This window comes from Paenibacillus glacialis (assembly GCF_001637205.1).
GTDB classification, from domain to species: domain Bacteria; phylum Bacillota; class Bacilli; order Paenibacillales; family Paenibacillaceae; genus Paenibacillus_AQ; species Paenibacillus_AQ glacialis.
The window spans coordinates 1-16,880 of record NZ_LVJH01000070.1 but is presented as its reverse complement, the minus strand read 5'-3'; the positions used below and the strand labels follow the sequence as shown (position 1 = coordinate 16,880).

15 protein-coding genes and 3 pseudogenes are annotated in these 16,880 nt (G+C 37.6%); 14 read left to right on the top strand and 4 right to left on the bottom strand.

Annotated features, from left to right (window positions below):
- The first annotated feature begins 20 nt into the window (after positions 1–20).
- The 6 genes from PGLA_RS22840 to PGLA_RS22815 are packed head-to-tail and all read left to right on the top strand — an operon-like array spanning position 21 to position 5,179.
- The gene (locus tag PGLA_RS22840) at positions 21–815 is read left to right on the top strand and encodes a class I SAM-dependent methyltransferase (protein ID WP_068537460.1); all 795 of its coding nucleotides are present in this window, start codon (positions 21–23) and stop codon (positions 813–815) included.
- Positions 812–1,705 carry a phosphoenolpyruvate mutase gene (aepX, locus tag PGLA_RS22835; RefSeq protein ID WP_068537458.1) on the top strand — a complete coding sequence of 298 codons (894 nt, stop codon included), beginning with the start codon at positions 812–814 and terminating at the stop codon, positions 1,703–1,705. Before PGLA_RS22840 ends, aepX begins: the two co-directional genes overlap by 4 nt.
- A gap of 17 nt (positions 1,706–1,722) precedes the next feature.
- A complete protein-coding gene (locus PGLA_RS22830) occupies positions 1,723–2,643 on the top strand; it encodes a serine hydrolase domain-containing protein (protein WP_068537457.1) in 921 nt (306 codons plus the stop codon).
- Positions 2,640–3,785 carry an acyl-CoA dehydrogenase family protein gene (locus tag PGLA_RS22825; RefSeq protein ID WP_068537456.1) on the top strand — a complete coding sequence of 382 codons (1,146 nt, stop codon included), beginning with the start codon at positions 2,640–2,642 and terminating at the stop codon, positions 3,783–3,785. Before PGLA_RS22830 ends, PGLA_RS22825 begins: the two co-directional genes overlap by 4 nt.
- A gap of 4 nt (positions 3,786–3,789) precedes the next feature.
- Positions 3,790–4,899 carry an aminoacyl--tRNA ligase-related protein gene (locus tag PGLA_RS22820; protein WP_068537454.1) on the top strand — a complete coding sequence of 370 codons (1,110 nt, stop codon included), beginning with the start codon at positions 3,790–3,792 and terminating at the stop codon, positions 4,897–4,899.
- Positions 4,900–4,933: 34 nt separating this feature from the next.
- A complete protein-coding gene (locus PGLA_RS22815) occupies positions 4,934–5,179 on the top strand; it encodes an acyl carrier protein (protein WP_068537453.1) in 246 nt (81 codons plus the stop codon).
- A 51-nt stretch (positions 5,180–5,230) separates the two neighbouring features.
- Here PGLA_RS22815 and PGLA_RS22810 read toward each other — a convergent pair.
- Positions 5,231–6,521: pseudogene (locus PGLA_RS22810) on the bottom strand (IS4 family transposase).
- Positions 6,522–6,725: 204 nt separating this feature from the next.
- On the opposite strand from PGLA_RS22810, the gene PGLA_RS22805 reads away from it, so the two are divergent.
- The 3 genes from PGLA_RS22805 to PGLA_RS22795 are packed head-to-tail and all read left to right on the top strand — an operon-like array spanning position 6,726 to position 11,367.
- Positions 6,726–7,838, top strand: a complete 1,113-nt coding sequence (locus tag PGLA_RS22805; protein WP_068537452.1) for a nucleotidyltransferase family protein — start codon at positions 6,726–6,728, stop codon at positions 7,836–7,838.
- Positions 7,775–9,661, top strand: a complete 1,887-nt coding sequence (locus PGLA_RS22800) for an ATP-binding cassette domain-containing protein (RefSeq protein ID WP_084411443.1) — start codon at positions 7,775–7,777, stop codon at positions 9,659–9,661. The genes PGLA_RS22805 and PGLA_RS22800 overlap by 64 nt, the downstream gene beginning before the upstream one ends.
- Positions 9,658–11,367 carry an ABC transporter ATP-binding protein gene (locus PGLA_RS22795; RefSeq protein ID WP_068537451.1) on the top strand — a complete coding sequence of 570 codons (1,710 nt, stop codon included), beginning with the start codon at positions 9,658–9,660 and terminating at the stop codon, positions 11,365–11,367. Before PGLA_RS22800 ends, PGLA_RS22795 begins: the two co-directional genes overlap by 4 nt.
- 171 nt (positions 11,368–11,538) lie before the next feature.
- Here the strand turns inward: PGLA_RS22795 and PGLA_RS29870 are convergent, their stop codons facing one another.
- The 3 genes and pseudogenes from PGLA_RS29870 to PGLA_RS22785 all read right to left on the bottom strand — a co-directional run.
- On the bottom strand, positions 11,539–11,646 hold the full coding sequence (locus PGLA_RS29870; protein WP_084411487.1) for an IS3 family transposase: 108 nt from the start codon (positions 11,644–11,646) through the stop codon (positions 11,539–11,541).
- 476 nt (positions 11,647–12,122) lie between these two features.
- Positions 12,123–12,596, bottom strand: a complete 474-nt coding sequence (locus tag PGLA_RS22790; RefSeq protein ID WP_084411441.1) for a YhjD family protein — start codon at positions 12,594–12,596, stop codon at positions 12,123–12,125.
- Between the two features lie 20 nt (positions 12,597–12,616).
- Positions 12,617–13,189: pseudogene (locus PGLA_RS22785) on the bottom strand (Y-family DNA polymerase); the annotation flags it as partial.
- A 369-nt stretch (positions 13,190–13,558) separates the two neighbouring features.
- Between PGLA_RS22785 and PGLA_RS28255 the strand changes: the two are divergent.
- The 5 genes and pseudogenes from PGLA_RS28255 (at position 13,559) to PGLA_RS22770 (ending at position 16,277) form a co-directional block, all read left to right on the top strand.
- Complete coding sequence (locus PGLA_RS28255; RefSeq protein ID WP_161487987.1) at positions 13,559–13,723, top strand: hypothetical protein; 165 nt, start codon at positions 13,559–13,561, stop codon at positions 13,721–13,723.
- Positions 13,724–13,734: 11 nt separating this feature from the next.
- Positions 13,735–14,109 carry a hypothetical protein gene (locus PGLA_RS22780; protein WP_211269609.1) on the top strand — a complete coding sequence of 125 codons (375 nt, stop codon included), beginning with the start codon at positions 13,735–13,737 and terminating at the stop codon, positions 14,107–14,109.
- A gap of 12 nt (positions 14,110–14,121) precedes the next feature.
- Positions 14,122–14,385 (top strand): annotated as a pseudogene (locus PGLA_RS27180) (abortive infection family protein); the annotation flags it as partial.
- A gap of 195 nt (positions 14,386–14,580) precedes the next feature.
- Complete coding sequence (locus tag PGLA_RS22775) at positions 14,581–15,324, top strand: phospholipase D-like domain-containing protein (protein ID WP_068537445.1); 744 nt, start codon at positions 14,581–14,583, stop codon at positions 15,322–15,324.
- 203 nt (positions 15,325–15,527) lie between these two features.
- Complete coding sequence (locus PGLA_RS22770) at positions 15,528–16,277, top strand: DUF5677 domain-containing protein (RefSeq protein WP_211269608.1); 750 nt, start codon at positions 15,528–15,530, stop codon at positions 16,275–16,277.
- The last annotated feature ends 603 nt before the right edge of the window (positions 16,278–16,880 follow it).

Genomic DNA, 16,880 nt, shown 5'->3' with positions numbered 1-16,880 from the left:
ATATAAGAGGGGTGAGTCATTTGCCTATTGATTTTTTTTCCGAACGCAACAAATCGACTTATAACCTGCGAAGTGTTGATGATTCATGGGTAGAGTTTGTTGATAATCATTTTAACCTACAAAATAAGAGAGCAGTAGATATCGGATGTGGTGGTGGTATTTATTCTCGTGCTTTATGTGATTTGGGAGCAGAAAAAGTATTTGGCGTAGATTTTTCGAGGGAAATATTGGACAGTGCGAGAGAGAAGAGCCATTCGTACACAAACCTACTTTTTATAGAGGGGGGTTCTGATAAGATAGGCTTGCCGTCGCTGTCTTTTGACTTTGTTCTTCAAAGGGCACTTATTCATCACTTAAGAGATTTATCAGACACGTTCCGGGAGGCTTTCCGCCTCCTTTCCTTTGATGGGATTATTATGATTCAAGATCGTACACCGGAAGATTGTTCTTTACCTGGATCTAAAGAACATCTGCGAGGATATTTCTTTGAACTTTATCCCGAACTACTTCATAAAGAAATCGCTCGTCGTCATGATTCAGAAAAAGTGATTGAATATTTGAATGATTGTGGATTTACCTCAATCCAAGAAGTGAAGCTATGGGAAATTCGTAAGGTATACCATACTATTGACGATTTAAGAATCGACCTACTCTCACGCACTGGTCGGTCAATTCTATTTGAGCTAACGGATGAACAGTTATTTGCATTAACAGATTACATCATAACGAAGTCTGAATTTAATGCTAATGAACCAATTATTGAAATGGACCGCTGGACTATATGGTATGCGGTAAAAAAGGAGATCCTAGAATGAAGCCAAGGCAAAGATTACGGGCGGGTTTAAATAACCCGCAACAATTGATTCGCGTAGTAGGGGCTCACAATGCGCTTGGGGCGAAGTTAATCGAACGCAATGGATTTGATGCCGTCTGGGCAAGTGGATTTGAGATTTCAACAGCTCACGCAAAACCGGATGCAAATATATTGAGTATGACTGAACTCCTGTATTGTGCAGAACAGATGGTAGAGGCCACTGTACTACCAATAATTGCAGATTGTGATACAGGATTCGGAAATATTAATAATGTCGTTCGAATGATAAAGGAATACGAGAAAGCAGGAGTGGCTGCAGTTTGTATTGAGGACAAAGTGTTTCCCAAAATGAATAGCTTCATACCAGGTAGGCAAGAGCTTGCACCGGTAGAGGAATTTTGCGGAAAAATTTCAGCGGCAAAAGATGCTCAAACGGATGAGGATTTCATGGTTATCGCCAGAATTGAAGCACTGATAGCCAATCAGGGGATGGAGGAGGCGCTCTACCGTGCTGAAATGTACAGGGAAGTCGGAGCGGATATGATTCTGATTCATTCAAAACTTCAAGAACCTGTGGAAATCATTGAGTTTTGTAACAAATGGAAGCATGATACCCCAATTGTTATCGTTCCTACAACGTATCCGAATTTATCTTTGCATCAAATGAAAGAATTACAAATAAAAGTTGTTATTTATGCTAATCAAGCATTACGAGCGTCAGTAAAAGCAGTAAATCATATGCTTGAAACACTACGCATATCTGATAGTCTAAGTTCAATCTCCTCGCAAATTGCCCAAATGGATGAATTATTTGATCTCCAAGGCATGAAGGAATATGTAGCCTTAGAGAAAGAGTATAAGGATAGACATCGCCCCAAAGTGATTAGATAAAATAAGGGGGAAGATAAATGAGTCGTGCTCATTTTGAAAAAATTCTTGAAGGATCGCTGAATTATCTTGACACATTATTAGTATATCAGGACGGTCGACGGACAGTAGAATTTTACAAGTATCCGGATACGAAGAACACTGGAATTGATCTGCGCTCGTTGACCAAAACCATTATCACGACTTTGCTGGGTATAGCTATTGATAAAGGGGTATTTAGAGGTGTTGAAGATAGCGTTAAGTTATTCTTCCCTGATTACTCGGTCTCGCCGGAGTTGAAAATTAAGCATTTACTGTTACATCAGAGTGGTGTTATTGATCCGATGCGATCTGGGATTACAGATGTAAATTCAGTTCAATTGTTGGAGTTTTTATTTCAGCAAATGAATTTCCGTTTAGGCTTACCATTTAACTACTCAGGAGGAAATACACACATCATCTCTGCATTAATTGCGAGGGGGTCTGGACAAAGTACGTTTGAGTTCGCGCAGCATGTCTTATTTGAACCCCTTGGAATGAAAGTTGCCGAGTGGCCGTGCGACAAGGAGGGCTTTCATCTGGGCTTCTGCCCAGATTTATCTCCTGGTCTCAAAATACGTGCCAATGACTTGTTGAATTTAGGGATATTATATCTTAATGAAGGAGACTGGGAAGGAAAGCGAATCTTGTCAAGAGAGTGGATTAATCTCTCCACAACTTCCAAGATTAGCGCAGAGTGGGCCAGATCCAATGGATATGGGTATCATTGGTGGATTACAGAAGAAGATGAGGGTCGACTTTACTCTGCAAAAGGAAATGGTGGACAACGAATTCATGTTATTCCTTCAAGGAAGATGGTCGTGGTATGTGCGGCTCCTTATCGCAACTGGAGGGATAAAATGAATGATCCAGATAAAGAGCTATTTAAAGCATTGGAACATGAATGGGGGGGAAGTAATTGAACACAGCGATGACACCATTAATAAACTTATTGAACGAAATAGACCCACATAAAGGCGTGAAGGAGATTGTTGAGGAGCTAATCCGAGGTGATTTCAATAAGTTCCCAATCTCAGAATGGGAACGGCTTACAACGGAGGATTTCTTTCGGATTGTTAGAAAGCTATCCAGTACTCATTCATCCTTATCCTTAAGTTTTAGTATGCACTTATATACCGTCTGGGGACTGTGTTATGCCTTTTCTGGAGAGAAAAGAGAATGGCTCAAAGAAGTAGTCGGAAAGGACTATTTGTTTAGTTCATTAAATGAACCTGGACTGTATTTCGTGAATCCGGGACAAGTACAAAAGGAACAGTATCCGTTGACAGTCACTAAAGTAAGGAATGGATATCTATTAAATGGGATTAAAAAATATGTATCACTTGAACCATTCGTTCGATATCTTCCTGTTTACTGTCAAGTGGAGGGTTATTCTGGATCAAACCACGGTATCATTGCATTAATTGTAGACAAGCAATCTGAGGGCGTTCAAGTAATGAAGGACTGGGATGCTATAAGTATGAATCAAACATATAGCAATTCGATAGTCTTTAATGATGTTTTTCTTCCTGAATTCAACCTTATTGCAGATGAAAATACAGTGATTGAACAAACAGAGATACTTGGTTATTTCTACCGTTTGACTATTATGAGCGTTTATTTTGGCATGGCTGAGAAAGCAATCCAGTATATAACTGATATCTGTAAAATAAAAAAGGTTCCTCATACCAATACCAGGCTTTCACATTTCCCAGGTGTTCAATTTAGCCTTTCTGAGATGATTATTCGTAAAGAAGCGAGCGAAGCTATTATCCTTAAATATTGCAAGGAATTAAATGACTATTTAAAAAAACCAAAGGCTCCTCATAACCTAAAGACAGTCAGTCTAGCAGCTAAGGAATTTGTAACAAGATCTGCAGAAGAGATTGTTCATCTCGCGATGAAAATTGAAGGTATAGAGAGCTTGTTTCCTAACAGCATGCTCTCTGAACTACATACAGATATTAAAGCAGGACGTTTTCATCCTCCTCAGATGGATGTGCTTAATGAGTTAATAGCTAAGGAACACTTGGGAATCATATCCTATAAAAAAAGATGGTGTTAGAAATATGATGAAAACGTTCTTGATTCCTGCTAAATATAATGAAATACAGATTGGAGAATTACTGGACCGACTCCCTTATATATCAGAAAACATTACTGGAGTGGAGTATAATTCTACTAATAAAACGATTAATATTTACTTGCAGGATGAGACATATTTATCTTTCTTGGAGGACGGATTAAAGGATATCGAGGATAACATTGAAATATTACGTGTGGCCAAACAACGGATTATAAAAGATAACACGGTTAGTGATAACCTTCAAGCAAAGACTGAAGTAAAAGAAACTAAAAGTTTTTATACGGAAATCGAAATGATTCTAATGGAAAGACTGGATAACATATTATTAAAAATTGCAAAGGGAAACGAGGCCATTAATCGGCAATATCCTTCTTTGCTCACAGAGGAGGCTATGGACAGATGTCAGTACCATAAAAGCTTTCCACAAAACGTATACTCATTGTTTCATATTCCTCATGATTTTCGGATAATTGAGCAAATACGAAAAGAAAGTGAGGGTCTACCTTTTCCTGCTTTTGTCCCAGCGGGTATTTATCTGAGACCCTGTATTTGTTATCACGTATATGAAGAACTAGCTCAACAACCAGTAAATGAATTCATCATATATACAAGCAGAGGGCAATGTTTTCGTCATGAAGTCGCTTGGAAAACTAACGATTTTCGGAAAACAGAATTTACGATGCGTGAGATTGTGTTCGTTGGGCATAGAGAGCAAGTTGAAAGCTTCCGAAATCAGCTGATGGATGAGATTTGGAATCTATTTGAGAAACTCGGATTGCATGGAAAATTGCTTACAGCAAGGGATCCATTCTTTCATTACGACGACCTAAAAACCAAAGGGGCTTTCCAGGCCATGGCTAACGCTAAATATGAGTTGGAATTTATAAGTAATGCTGGCAACACATTTTCTATTGCATCTTTCAATAATTGTGGAGACATGATATGTCAGAAATACGGAATAACGGATACTTCTCAAGAATATCTTTATTCAGGATGTATAGCTTTTGGTCTTGATCGTTGGAAGGAAGCTATATGCGATGTATATGGTGATAATGAAGCGGACTGGCCTTCATTGTTGAAGAACCTAAACTAAATATAAATACTACATTACTGGGAGGAAAGAAAGAATGCAAACATACACGGGTTATAGAACTGTTGTTGATCAATTGGTTAAAGAAAAACTAACAGATTCATTTCTTCCAGATACAGATCTTCGTATTTTAGGCATGGATTCTTTTAAAACAATTTCATTGATTAGCTCGATTGAGGAAAAATTAGAGATTGTTATTGATGATGAAGATTTGATAATCGATAATTTTCTCTCATATAACCAGATTATCACGTTACTATCCTCTAAATATATAAAGGACTGATAAGGATAATTTGGATTGTTTATTCGATTAAACGGATATTAAGTTACTAACTCAACTTTCGCAGCTTAAATCTTTAAACAAACCCTTGATATATCTGGGTAAACTAGAGATCCAATCCTGTAGTTGACAAAAAATAGACGTTTTGTTTTTCTTCGTCTTCGCTTGGGCCATTTCGAGAAATAAAACCATGAGTTGTTGGAGTGCGGTCTGAAAATCTAAATCGCGGACTTCATAGGCAAAGAGAAAGAATAACCCACCTAGTGTTCGGTTGTCATGGGTTTGACGCCGTTCATATTCCATCGCTAAATAGCGGCTAAATACAATCGTAGTGTGGCTAATCAGTTGATCAAACGAACGACCTTGGAACTCTGTTCCTAGTTTTAAATAGCTTTTTGTTACTTTGAAAAAAGTCTCTATACTCCAGCGCATCCCATAAATTCGCACGATTTCGGCCGAATCTAGGGATACATCCGTACTCAAAATTGCAAGCCATTCCCGTCGTTTATTCCAGTTTCGTACAAAAACCAGTTTCACAGGCAGACCGCAGGTCGTATGGACAATCACGGAACCTTTTATGTCCGAATTTTTATGTTTTGGAAGGCTTTGAAAGACTTCACGTAACGTCATTCGTTGTCCCTGAACGAGGTATCGCTGCTTCATTTCCTTCACCATGCCAATCACGCAAAGGCCTTATCTGTCAGCTGGCGAAGGAGTGGTGCCTGGGTGAACCAGCTGTCCATCAGCACGTAATCGGCACTGAATCCAGCCGTTAAAGCCCGATCTAATAGGGCGACTACGGCATCTGGCTTACGAGAAAGGGCCTCCATTCGGCGCTTATACCCCAGGCTACGCTTAGAAACCTTCGATGTCATCTCACAAATTCGATTCGCAAGCTTCGCTGAAGAAAGCATAACAAAGTCAAGCGGAGCAAAGCTGAATCCATCTGACCATCCAAGCGTCAGCACGCTGTATCCTTTGGTGAAACGACCGGTCGTATGGTCAAATACCCGAGCCAGAAATTCGGCTTTTTTGCTCCGGTTGCGATTGATCGCAGAATCGTCGATGATGAATACTCGAACACGAGTAGATGAAATAAGCGACTCAAAATGCAACACGATATTAAGGCTTAGAGCGTGCAGAAATCTACGCCCCGCTGGCTTTCTAGCAAACGGAACCAATTCTTCCCCTCAAAAACAAGGGAGAAGACGATTTGGAAAACAGCAAGACTAGAAAGACCAAATGACTTAGAAATCCCAGCATTTCGTAGGCATTTCCCCATTTGAAGTGTTGCAAAAAGCTTGGAAAAACGAGACTGTTCAGACATGGAATGTTGTTGTAACATAGAGTTACGCACCTTTCTTTGTTTGCATGGTTGATCGACACTTCCATGATACCAAACTAGAAAGGTGTTTTCTGTCAAGATGAACACTTTTATTGAATTAATTCCTTAGACTCAAGGGGTTAAGCTGATTTTCTAGGTGCGAAAGTTGAGTTACTAATAAATTATTTTGAAAAAAGATGCAATTTATGGGGATGGTGATATAATTTGGATAATGAATCTCTTAATGAACTGGAAGAACAACTGGTCTTATTGTTAACTAAACCTCAATGGAATAATCATGATGTAGAAGCCATTCAAGAACTAGTCACATCGTCTTTAGACTGGAGTAGAGTGATAGGTATCATCCAAATACATCGAATTGCAGGAATATGCTGGTTAAACCTTTTTAGAAATGAAGAACTTCTTAATACGAAGTGTTCTTTTGGCAGGTTTTATGATTATCTGAGAAATATATATAGTATGCAGGAACTGAAAGGGCAAGAGCAGTTTCGTCTAACAATGGGTATGTGTAATAAATTTCGATTGGAACAAATTAATTTTGCTCTTATGAAAGGATCAGCTTTAGCTGTTGGTGTATATCGAAATATGGGAAGCAGGGACTTTGTCGATAATGATATTCTGGTCCATCCTTCTGAAATAAATAAAGCATCGCGAATCTTAAAAGAATTAGGCTATATACAAGGGAAAGTAGATGTGAGAACTGGGGGCATAATTCCTGCAGCAAGGGAGGAACTACTCAGCTGGTCGATGTATTCCCATGAGGTTCATCCATTTATCAAAAAAGTCGAGCATCCTTTCTTACGTTATCATATCGTAGACATGCATTATTCCGTGGATCTAAATACGAAAAATCGTACGGATAATATAGTAGAAAACCTATTGAAGAGCTCAATAACTTTTCATGAGTTTCCAGATGTAAGTTGTTTGTCGAAGATAGATATGTTGGTTTTTATTTGTAACCACTTTTATAAGGAAGCTACATCATTTGATGAAATCTTGAATTATAGGGATCTGCTCCTTTATAAGATATGTGATATTGCGTTTTCAGTCTACAATAATGATTTTTCATGGGAAGAGCTTGTCTCTAAGGCAAAAGAAAATAAGTGTAACGAGGGCGTTTACTATAGTCTGTTTTATACGAATGAATTATATAAGGGGCTTATACCTGAAGAAGTTCTTCAGGCACTGGCACCAAACGATACCTCTTATCTTCATAAGGTATATCAATATGATAGTGATCTTCAAATGATTGAATGGGAAGATCCGATCGTTCAGAGGGTATTCAAAATGAACCGGGCAGCTGCATTTCGATTATAAAAGAGGATGGGATTCTGTTGTCAATAGAAGTTGGGTTGAAGAAAATAAATGAAGAAACCGTAAAGAGGAGTTATGTCTTTTGGCCAGTATACAAATGGATATTATCCCATCTGAGGCCGTTCCTTCTAAAAGTAGTAATGTTCATATTTTGTGGATTGGTCGCCACTGTTATTGAGTTGGCAATACCCAAGCTTATACAACACTTTATAGACTATACTCTTCTAAATAAACAAATATCCCAATACATAAAAGTTCTTGGGTATTTGTTTGTGCTCGTTATAATCATGTTATGCTTTCAGATTGGCAGTAATATCTTAGAGCGGTTCATTAGAGAGGAAAGTTCCAAAGAAGTTCAGTTTAAAATTTTAGCTCAACTCCGCCGTTTGGGGATACCCTATTTCGAAAAAACAAATGTTGGAGAGATAATTTCAATATTTAATAATGAAGTTCAAATTTTCCAAGAATTATTCAGAAGGTGTATACCAGATATTGTTAAGTATTCAATTATTGTAATCGTGTCAGTCTATTTTATGCTAACAATTGACTATAGGTTAACATTAATTATGATTCCTAGTTTTCTTCTCTATTATTTGTTAGGGCCTTATTTTGAGAGAAAAGCCACTTTTTATGGTCAGCAATTGGTAGAAAATAAAACCCGTGTAAGTGATAAATTGTACGAGAGTCTTTCCTCGCTTAGAGAACTGAGAGCTTATTCGGCTGAAGAATGGGATTTAGCACGGAATGAACGTTATATCACAGCTTGGGTAAGCAATGCGGTTGCACATGACTTATTTGCTTTCATGAGAGGATCTTATCGCAGATTTACCTACCATCTAGGTGGGATCGGTGTCTTTTTATTAGGAGTTTATTTGATTAAGAATGAACAGTTATCCTTGGGAGGATTTGTTGCCTTTCTTTTTTATTACTTTTTTACAATGCAGAAATTGACGGCTATTGTAACGCGGTTTACGGAACAGAAATTATTAGTGACCCAAATCGAACGATTATACCAGTTTATGTCTTTAAGTCCGGAGGTTCCGCTAAAGAGAGAGAATACAGTTAAAAGAGGAATGATTAAAGGAGATTTCCGCTTGATAGATTTGGATTTCCAATATAATGCTGATCGTAAAATATTATCTTCCATAACAGTAGACTTACCTAAAGGGAAGAGAACTGCAATTGTAGGGTCAAGTGGCAGTGGTAAAACGACGATAGTTAAACTGTTGTCCCGTTTTTATAAACCTACGAACGGCAGCATTTTTTTGGACGGAAAGGATATTATGGATTATTCGGAGGAAGATCTAAGGGAGTCGATAGGGTATTTTTTTCAAGAATTTTATTTATTTGGTGGGACGATTAAGGAAAACATCCTCTTTGGACGCCCGTCGGCTACGGAACAAGAAGTAATCGACGCGGGGAAGCATGCGTACTGTCACGAATTCATTATGGAATTGCCTGACCAATATAATTCAGTCATAGGTGAACGAGGGATTAAGTTATCAGGCGGGCAAAGACAGAGAATAGCGGTAGCAAGGCTATTTTTGAAAAATCCCTCTATTATTATCTTGGATGAAGCTACTTCAGCATTAGACACGGTGAGCGAGAATGAAGTGAAGAAATCATTGGATATGCTCTATAAAGGAAGGACTATTATCGCAATTGCGCATCGATTAAGCACGATACGAGATTATGATCATATTATCGTGATGGACAATGGACGTGTTGTAGAAACGGGCGATTATCAAACATTATTAGAACGAAAACAGGTGTTATATGAGCTTGTATCAAATGAAGGAACGGACAAAAATGGGGGATCTTCATGATATCTACTTTTAACTGGATATATAATTGCATAAAGCCGTTTAAATGGACGTACTTGATTACTATATTGTTTGTCGTTGTGGAAACAGGGGCTAATACTGGATTAATAGCCATTCAGAAGTGGATTATAGATGAAGTAGCGGTAAATGGAAGATATAGTCTTCTGCTCCCTATATTGCTTTGTTACGGAGCCATCATCCTCTTGTTTGCTGCAATGTTTACATTAACCCCTTTCCAAATGAAAAAAAATGAAGGAAAGCTAACTAAGCAGCTGTCTTGTAATATATTAAGACAGTTGTATCGTACACCAATTCGGAAATTGAATGAAGCTAGAACGGGTCATTATTTTCAGGTCATCAATAATGAAATTCCGCAGCTGTCCAGACAGATTGCGAACGATCTTCCAAGAGGCATACAGCACCTATCAACCATCATATTTATTGGGACTATTCTGGTGTTAATGAGTGTCAACTATATGTTGTTTGTTCTCAGTATCGGAGTAGTTTACTCACTGATTGGTAAATACTTCATACCTAAAATTAAGCGATCTACTAAAGAAGTGATAAAGCGGAGATCAGACTTTATTGTTACGATTGAGGAAAGTGTCTCTTCAACACGAGAGATTATTGCTTACAATCGCGAGAAATGGGAACAGGAACGTAATAGTAACACATTTAAAAGATATTTTGTAGAAGTAATGAAAGAATTAAGGTGGTCGAATGCTTATCAAATTAGTGGTGAAATACTGAAATGGACATGTAATGTATCCCTTTTAGCGATAGGTGGCTATTTAATAATGAAGGATTCGCTATCTATTGGTTTACTGGTGATTTCTTATCAATTAGTCTCTCAACTGGTGACAAGTCTACATGAACTGTTTCAATTCATGGCTTCGTTAACGCAAATAACAACTCTAAAAGAACGGTATGACCATTTAACGGAGTTGCCTGAAGTAAGGGAAGGGAAATTGAGTCTAACGTCTATAACTTCACTAAACTTTGATAATGTAAATTACAATTACCAAGCAGAGAAGTCTGTAATTAAAGGAGTTTCGCTAGATCTTCCTATTGGGAAAAAGGTTGCTTTTGTAGGCACTAGCGGCAGCGGGAAATCAACCATGGGCCATTTACTAATGAACTTCTTTGATCCTCAGCAGGGTGGGATTTTGATAAATGGGCGCAATATGAAGGAATACAATCGTGAGGACTTATCATCAAAGATCGGGATCGTATTTCAAGATCCATACATTTTTGGAGGCACAATGATCAGCAATATAACACTTCGAGATCATAGTGATGATGTAAAAGAAGAAGTAATGCGAATTGCTGAGTTAACTGGATTGACAGAACTAATTAACAAGTTAGCTCTAGGACTTGATACGAGTATAGGGGAACGTGGCATGAGTCTATCAGGAGGGGAAAGGCAAAGGCTCGCTGTGGCTAGAGCACTTTGGATGAATCGAGAGATATTGATCTTGGATGAGGCTACATCTGCGTTAGATTTTACTACTGAAAAGAGACTCATGGAATGCTTAAAATCCTATCGAGAAGGGATGACGACAATCATAGTTGCCCATCGATTGTCGACCGTGAAGGACGCAGATCTTATAGTTGTCGTAGATAACGGAATTGTTATTGAGAAGGGGAACCATAACGAGCTATTAATGAATAATTCAACTTATAGTAAATTGATTGCTTCTGTAGATTAAGTAGAAGGATAACTCAATGAATCATTTGTGGGAGATGGATATTAAGTATGGATGGGATCCACCATGTTGAGTAATGGTTTTCATGTCAATGTTTTCGATGGTTATAACACCATAAAATGCTGGTATTCCTACAGTGGTCATCTCCCCTGTCAAGTAGACAGATGCAAAAAGCTATGCAACCAACGCTTGCCGATACTCAATCGACAAGCATTGTTTGAGTTCAGCCTGAAATCGTTGATAGTTATAAAAGTAGATATACTCTTCAACGGCTTGATGTATCTCGACTTCTGACTACACTGATGAAGATACAACTTCTCTGTTTTGAGATGCGAAAAGAAGGATTCGATGCATGTGTTAGCGAGGCAGGTTGCTTTGCGAGAGTGGAGTGTATACAAATAATTTTTAAACCTTATTTGTATGCTTAAGCAGGGGATGTTCAGCGGATCATTACAAGTGGGTCTTTGTTAGAGGTTTTCCCAACCTCTAAATTGGATTTTATAATTTCCTTTACAGGCATCTGGGTGGAGACGTTTTTATGAGTAATAATATTTTGTCATAATAGTTTGGGCCAATCCCCAAACCCTTGTGGCTGTAGTATTGTCAGCATATGAATAATTCGGAAACCCTTATTTGGCTAGGGGTTTGACCTTAACAAGAGATGTATGTATTCAAATACAACGATTAAACAGCCACCTTGTATAGGGGAATATTTTTATGAATTTGAAATTGTATTTAGGTGGGAAAGTATTCGAACCCTATTTCTCGATAGCCTTCTCTTTCATAACCGCCGCCAAACTTCTCACATATCGCCCAATCCTCACGCTGACCTCAGCTCGCATATAGTCTTTAGTCATCACAAATTGATCCTCCATTCCACGACAAATATAGCGATAGGTGAGTTCGGAATCACTCTTGCTGTCTTCAAATACGCGAATATTTCTTTCGAAAAGAAGCTTTTTAGATTTCTGCATATCCTCTCGTATATGGTTAGCCAGCACTTTGGCGGCTGTGGAGTAGAGTAACTTAAGCATCTGAGGTGACATCTCTACCTCGAGGATCTTTTTCTCAACAATGTGGAGTGCGACAGGAAGAAGGACGTATTCGCGCATCATATCCATTTCCTTTCTTGTTAGAGGTTCTTGAGGCCCTTGAGAGGTGTCATTCTGAATGGACATGGCTAACGATTGTTCTTTATGCTGAGGTAGCATCATACGACTGGATTCCCACAATCCGTTGCCCTCTAGTTTTTGCCCTTGCGGCGACAGTCGCGGCAGACCTCTTCTGTAAGCTCTAGGAGTATCGTATTTACGTGATCCATTTCAATGTAATCTTTAGGTAATGTGATCATATGACCGACTGACTTTGGTGCTGTATTAAAAGTACCCGGTGTCACAGGGGAGTCATCCAACCCGTTAGCGGTTCTCCACATGACCTCGGCTTGAATGTTACTTTGTTTGCCGAAACGCGCTCGAAATTGTTCTTTTAACCGTGGCAAAGGCGTTCTAGCAATATCACCAATGGTGTGTATTCCCAAGCGTAAGAAGTGTGATGTCATGCGAGAACCTACGCCGAACATTTTGTTTACAGGTTGTGGCCATAATAAGGTCTCGATGTCTGACTTAGGCAAGGTGAATATCCCACTTTCGTTCTTTTTTGCCCAAATGTCAGTTGCAATTTTGGATAGGATTTTATTCGAGCTAATACCTACCCGTACCTTCACCCCGGTCTGTTTAAGAACCTTCTGTTGTATGGATTGAGCTATCGTTACAGGATCTCCGAACATACGTAGACTTCCAGAGACATCTAGAAATTGTTCATCGATTCTGTTGTCAACTAAATGTTTACGATTGTAAACTATTAACTATTATATGAAAAGATGTTTCTTGAAAAACGGTCTTTGAATTGGTGTGTTTATAAACAAAGAAAATCAGCTTAAACACGAAATGAAGTGTTAGGCTGGCGATGGCCTATTCAACTTACGGGCAGGATTTTCAAGTGGCCAGATTAATGTAATGGAAATATCCATAGTATCGATTATATGGTAAGGTAAATGAAGATGATAATTAGAGATAATTTTCCCAAGTATGACAAAGTCGCTCGTGAATATAGATATTATAAGATGGATCTGCGAAGGGAGTGGCAGATAATAAGTTAGCTGAAATTATTGCCAGTTAAACAAGGGGGAGTAATCATGGCAGATTTTATTGTTAGTAGTCGTACTATTGATGTTTTTTTTAATATATTGTCTTCTAAATCTTCCGTTAACGAAATATCTGAATTATTTGAAAGTGAAGGTATATTTACAAAACTTCAAAGTATTCTGGAGCAAGAAAATCAACTGCTGATGCATATGTAAGTAATCTTGACTTGAGCAACAAGAATGACGTACAAAAGTTAATAAGGGTGATCGAAACCTATTTAATAAAGAATGATAATGAATATTTTAATATTAGTGAAGATATTCGATTTACTCAATTAATAAAATTGTTGAATAACGATGGATTTGATTATTTAAATGGAAAGATACTTCCAGTGAATGGTGTATTAGTTAGCCAACCAGAATCAATGTTTGATACATATAGTTTAGAGCATGTAAAGAAAGACTGGGATAGAGCAATTAAAGAGAGTAATAGTGATCCAGAGGATTCCATTACTGCAGCGAGATCTATGCTAGAGAGTACTTGTAAGTGGCTATTGAATAGAATGAATATATCATATTCAGAACGTGACAATTTGCCATAACTTTATAAGAAAGTTGCTGATAAATTAGAGTACTTTCCTGATATTGATGGCGAGAGGATTGTTAAACAATTTACTGGATCAATGTCTGGAATAGTTTCGGCTATTGCCGAGTTTAGAAATAAGTATGGAGATTCGCATGGAAAGAATGAAAATTATATACCTCCGACATCGAGTCACTCTGTACTAACCGTGAATGTCAGTGGAGCATTATGTACGTTTCTTTTTGAAACATATATGACAAGTAACTATTTCAAAGAAGGCAATACCATCAGCTAACAGTACATTACTACAGCGGTCGCTAAGCTCCCTTAGTCACCCAAAAGGAATCCTCATAGAAGTGAATTTAGGGGACACTCCAACAGGCTAAGTGGCAGAGTAACCCGGACCTTCAGTCCTTAAGCCGATCGGACGTAGGTAATGCGGATACGTTAGACGAAGGAGTTAAATTAGTAGAAGATCATAGGAGGGCTTATGGATAGCGAAAAATTTCTGAAGACAATGATTGAAATTGTCAAATATGGTGACTATGAAAACAAGTCGGAATTATTAACAATACTCAGAAAATCAATAATTACATTTAGAAAAACAAGCAGTTTTACTCGTAAGTCATATCAATGTTGGGAGAATGTTGAATTGCGAGTACCTGTACCACTATTTAATGTATCCAATAAATACCATGGGGTGTTTAATAATATTGCATCTGAACTGTACATAGAAACAGAAGGGTATGATTATAGTACTTTAATGATTAAGCCAAGATTAATTGAATCAGAGTTATATGAAGTATCTGAACATGACGTAGTATTTAACGAAATACAAGATACCATCATTCAAGGAATTCGAAGTGCAAAGTACGTCATTTGGATTGCGGTAGCATGGTTTATTGATACAGACATATTTAAGGAACTTGTTCAGAAGCAAAAAGAAGGATTAGATATTAAGGTGATAATTTCTGATGATAAAGGTAATGATTCGCTCGTCGATAAACTGGAAGAAAAATTTGAATTGGTTAAGGTACCGAAAACAGGATATTTTAGTAGTAATATAATGCATGATAAATTCTGTATAATTGATTTAGAATACGTCATGCACGGCTCATATAATTGGAGTAAAAATGCTCAGTACAATGATGAAACTCTTGCAACAGCACTCGATAGAGATTTTGTATATAAGTTTGCTGATGAATTTAAGAGATTATATGTTTTGAATAGATAGGTGGTTTTTATTCCATTAATCACCTTTATTAACTACGGTATTTACGCATCGGGCCATACGCCCCTTCGGTCCGGCAGAAGGATTTATCAGAGAGACAGCTCGGACACATCTTACATTCGTCGATCCTAATGAATACCAGAATCGTTAGACGAACTTATATTGGAAGGGGGAGTATGATGTATATTAAAGAAGTTGTACTAGAAATGGAAAAAAATCACGAAAAATCTTTGGCGGCAAATAAGTTAATGATTGATCTAATTGATAAATATTTATTGGGTGGGGAAATATCAAATACTCTTATCTCACATCTTTCGCTTTACTTTTTAACGAAGTTTCATAAATCCATGCTCTCCTTCAGGTTGTTGGTTGTTTCTGGGTTTTATGAAGATGCCAGTATTATTTTGCGTACTATGTTAGAGTCAACAATCACTTTGCTTTACATTTCAAAAAGCCCTGAGGAGGAAGCAGAGCGTTTTGTAGACTACAAGTCAATAAGTGACCATAAATTATTGCAATTCATGGATGAATATTATTCTGGTCATTCTATCAAAAGTGAACAAAGAGAACAAATAGAGCAAGCTTATGATACTAAAAAGGAAAAATTCAGAAAAAAGACGCAGTGGTCGAATAAATCTCTTTTTGATATGGCTGAAGAAGTTGATATGACATATTGGTATAAAATGATGTATCCTTTTGATTCAAGTTTTGTACATTCGAATATTAACGCTGCCTCAGGCTTCATGATAGAAGATATGGAGGGGTTAGTAGTAGCAGTAGGACCTCAAGCCTTCAATGCGACAAGTATGATTTCTAAAGCGACTGAACTTGCAAGAATTATCCTGTATACAGGAGCAAAGAATTTTGAGCTGGAAACTGATACCTTGGAGGTAGTTTGTAAGAATGTGAAGAGCTTGATTGACAAAGAAATAAGTTTTAAACATATGAAAGAATAGATTTGTCTAACATAAGATTCACGTTGCGTTGCTACGCTTCTGGGTCTGCTAGAAGTAATAGCAGGGAGCTGAGATTGGCAGGCAACCCTTCAGGTTCGTGAATCGAATCCAACAACTTTAGCTGAAATAACTGTAAAAAAGGGGATTGAAAAATGAACCAGTGTCCATTATGTAATGATACTTCTGCATATATTGAGAGAAGTGAATCGATACATATTGAGTGTAGAACATGCGGAATTTACAAACTAAATAGAAAAGCATTTGACGATCTGCCAACTGAACATCGCTTACAACCAAATTTATTTAAGGTTTCTATTTATAATATGTTTAGAACTGTTAGGAATTTACCTATAATGACTTATTTTATTAATGATGATCTAAGTCAGATTACACCGAGAGCAACATTAGCAGAAATAATTGAACAGTTTCCAACTCATGTATCTAATCGTGCTGATAGAGTGTTATTAACCCTCTCTATTAAGTCTAAGTTCGCAGGACATCGGTTACGTCTATTGAACCAAATAAAAGACCACCCATATTGAAGTGACCCCTTAAAGTTAGACAGGTTATATAATTAGGTGACTTGTTGTTGTAATAATCGAT

Excerpts from the sequence above, each read along its gene's own strand:
- PGLA_RS22820 (WP_068537454.1), top strand. The coding sequence starts at position 3,790 with ATGATGAAAACGTTCTTGATTCCTGCTAAATATAATGAAATACAGATT.
- aepX (WP_068537458.1), top strand. The coding sequence starts at position 812 with ATGAAGCCAAGGCAAAGATTACGGGCGGGTTTAAATAACCCGCAACAA.
- PGLA_RS22770 (WP_211269608.1), top strand. The coding sequence starts at position 15,528 with ATGGAAAAAAATCACGAAAAATCTTTGGCGGCAAATAAGTTAATGATT.
- PGLA_RS28255 (WP_161487987.1), top strand. The coding sequence starts at position 13,559 with ATGGCAGATTTTATTGTTAGTAGTCGTACTATTGATGTTTTTTTTAAT.
- PGLA_RS22800 (WP_084411443.1), top strand. The coding sequence starts at position 7,775 with ATGGGAAGATCCGATCGTTCAGAGGGTATTCAAAATGAACCGGGCAGC.
- PGLA_RS22830 (WP_068537457.1), top strand. The coding sequence starts at position 1,723 with ATGAGTCGTGCTCATTTTGAAAAAATTCTTGAAGGATCGCTGAATTAT.
- PGLA_RS22795 (WP_068537451.1), top strand. The coding sequence starts at position 9,658 with ATGATATCTACTTTTAACTGGATATATAATTGCATAAAGCCGTTTAAA.
- PGLA_RS22775 (WP_068537445.1), top strand. The coding sequence starts at position 14,581 with ATGGATAGCGAAAAATTTCTGAAGACAATGATTGAAATTGTCAAATAT.
- PGLA_RS22815 (WP_068537453.1), top strand. The coding sequence starts at position 4,934 with ATGCAAACATACACGGGTTATAGAACTGTTGTTGATCAATTGGTTAAA.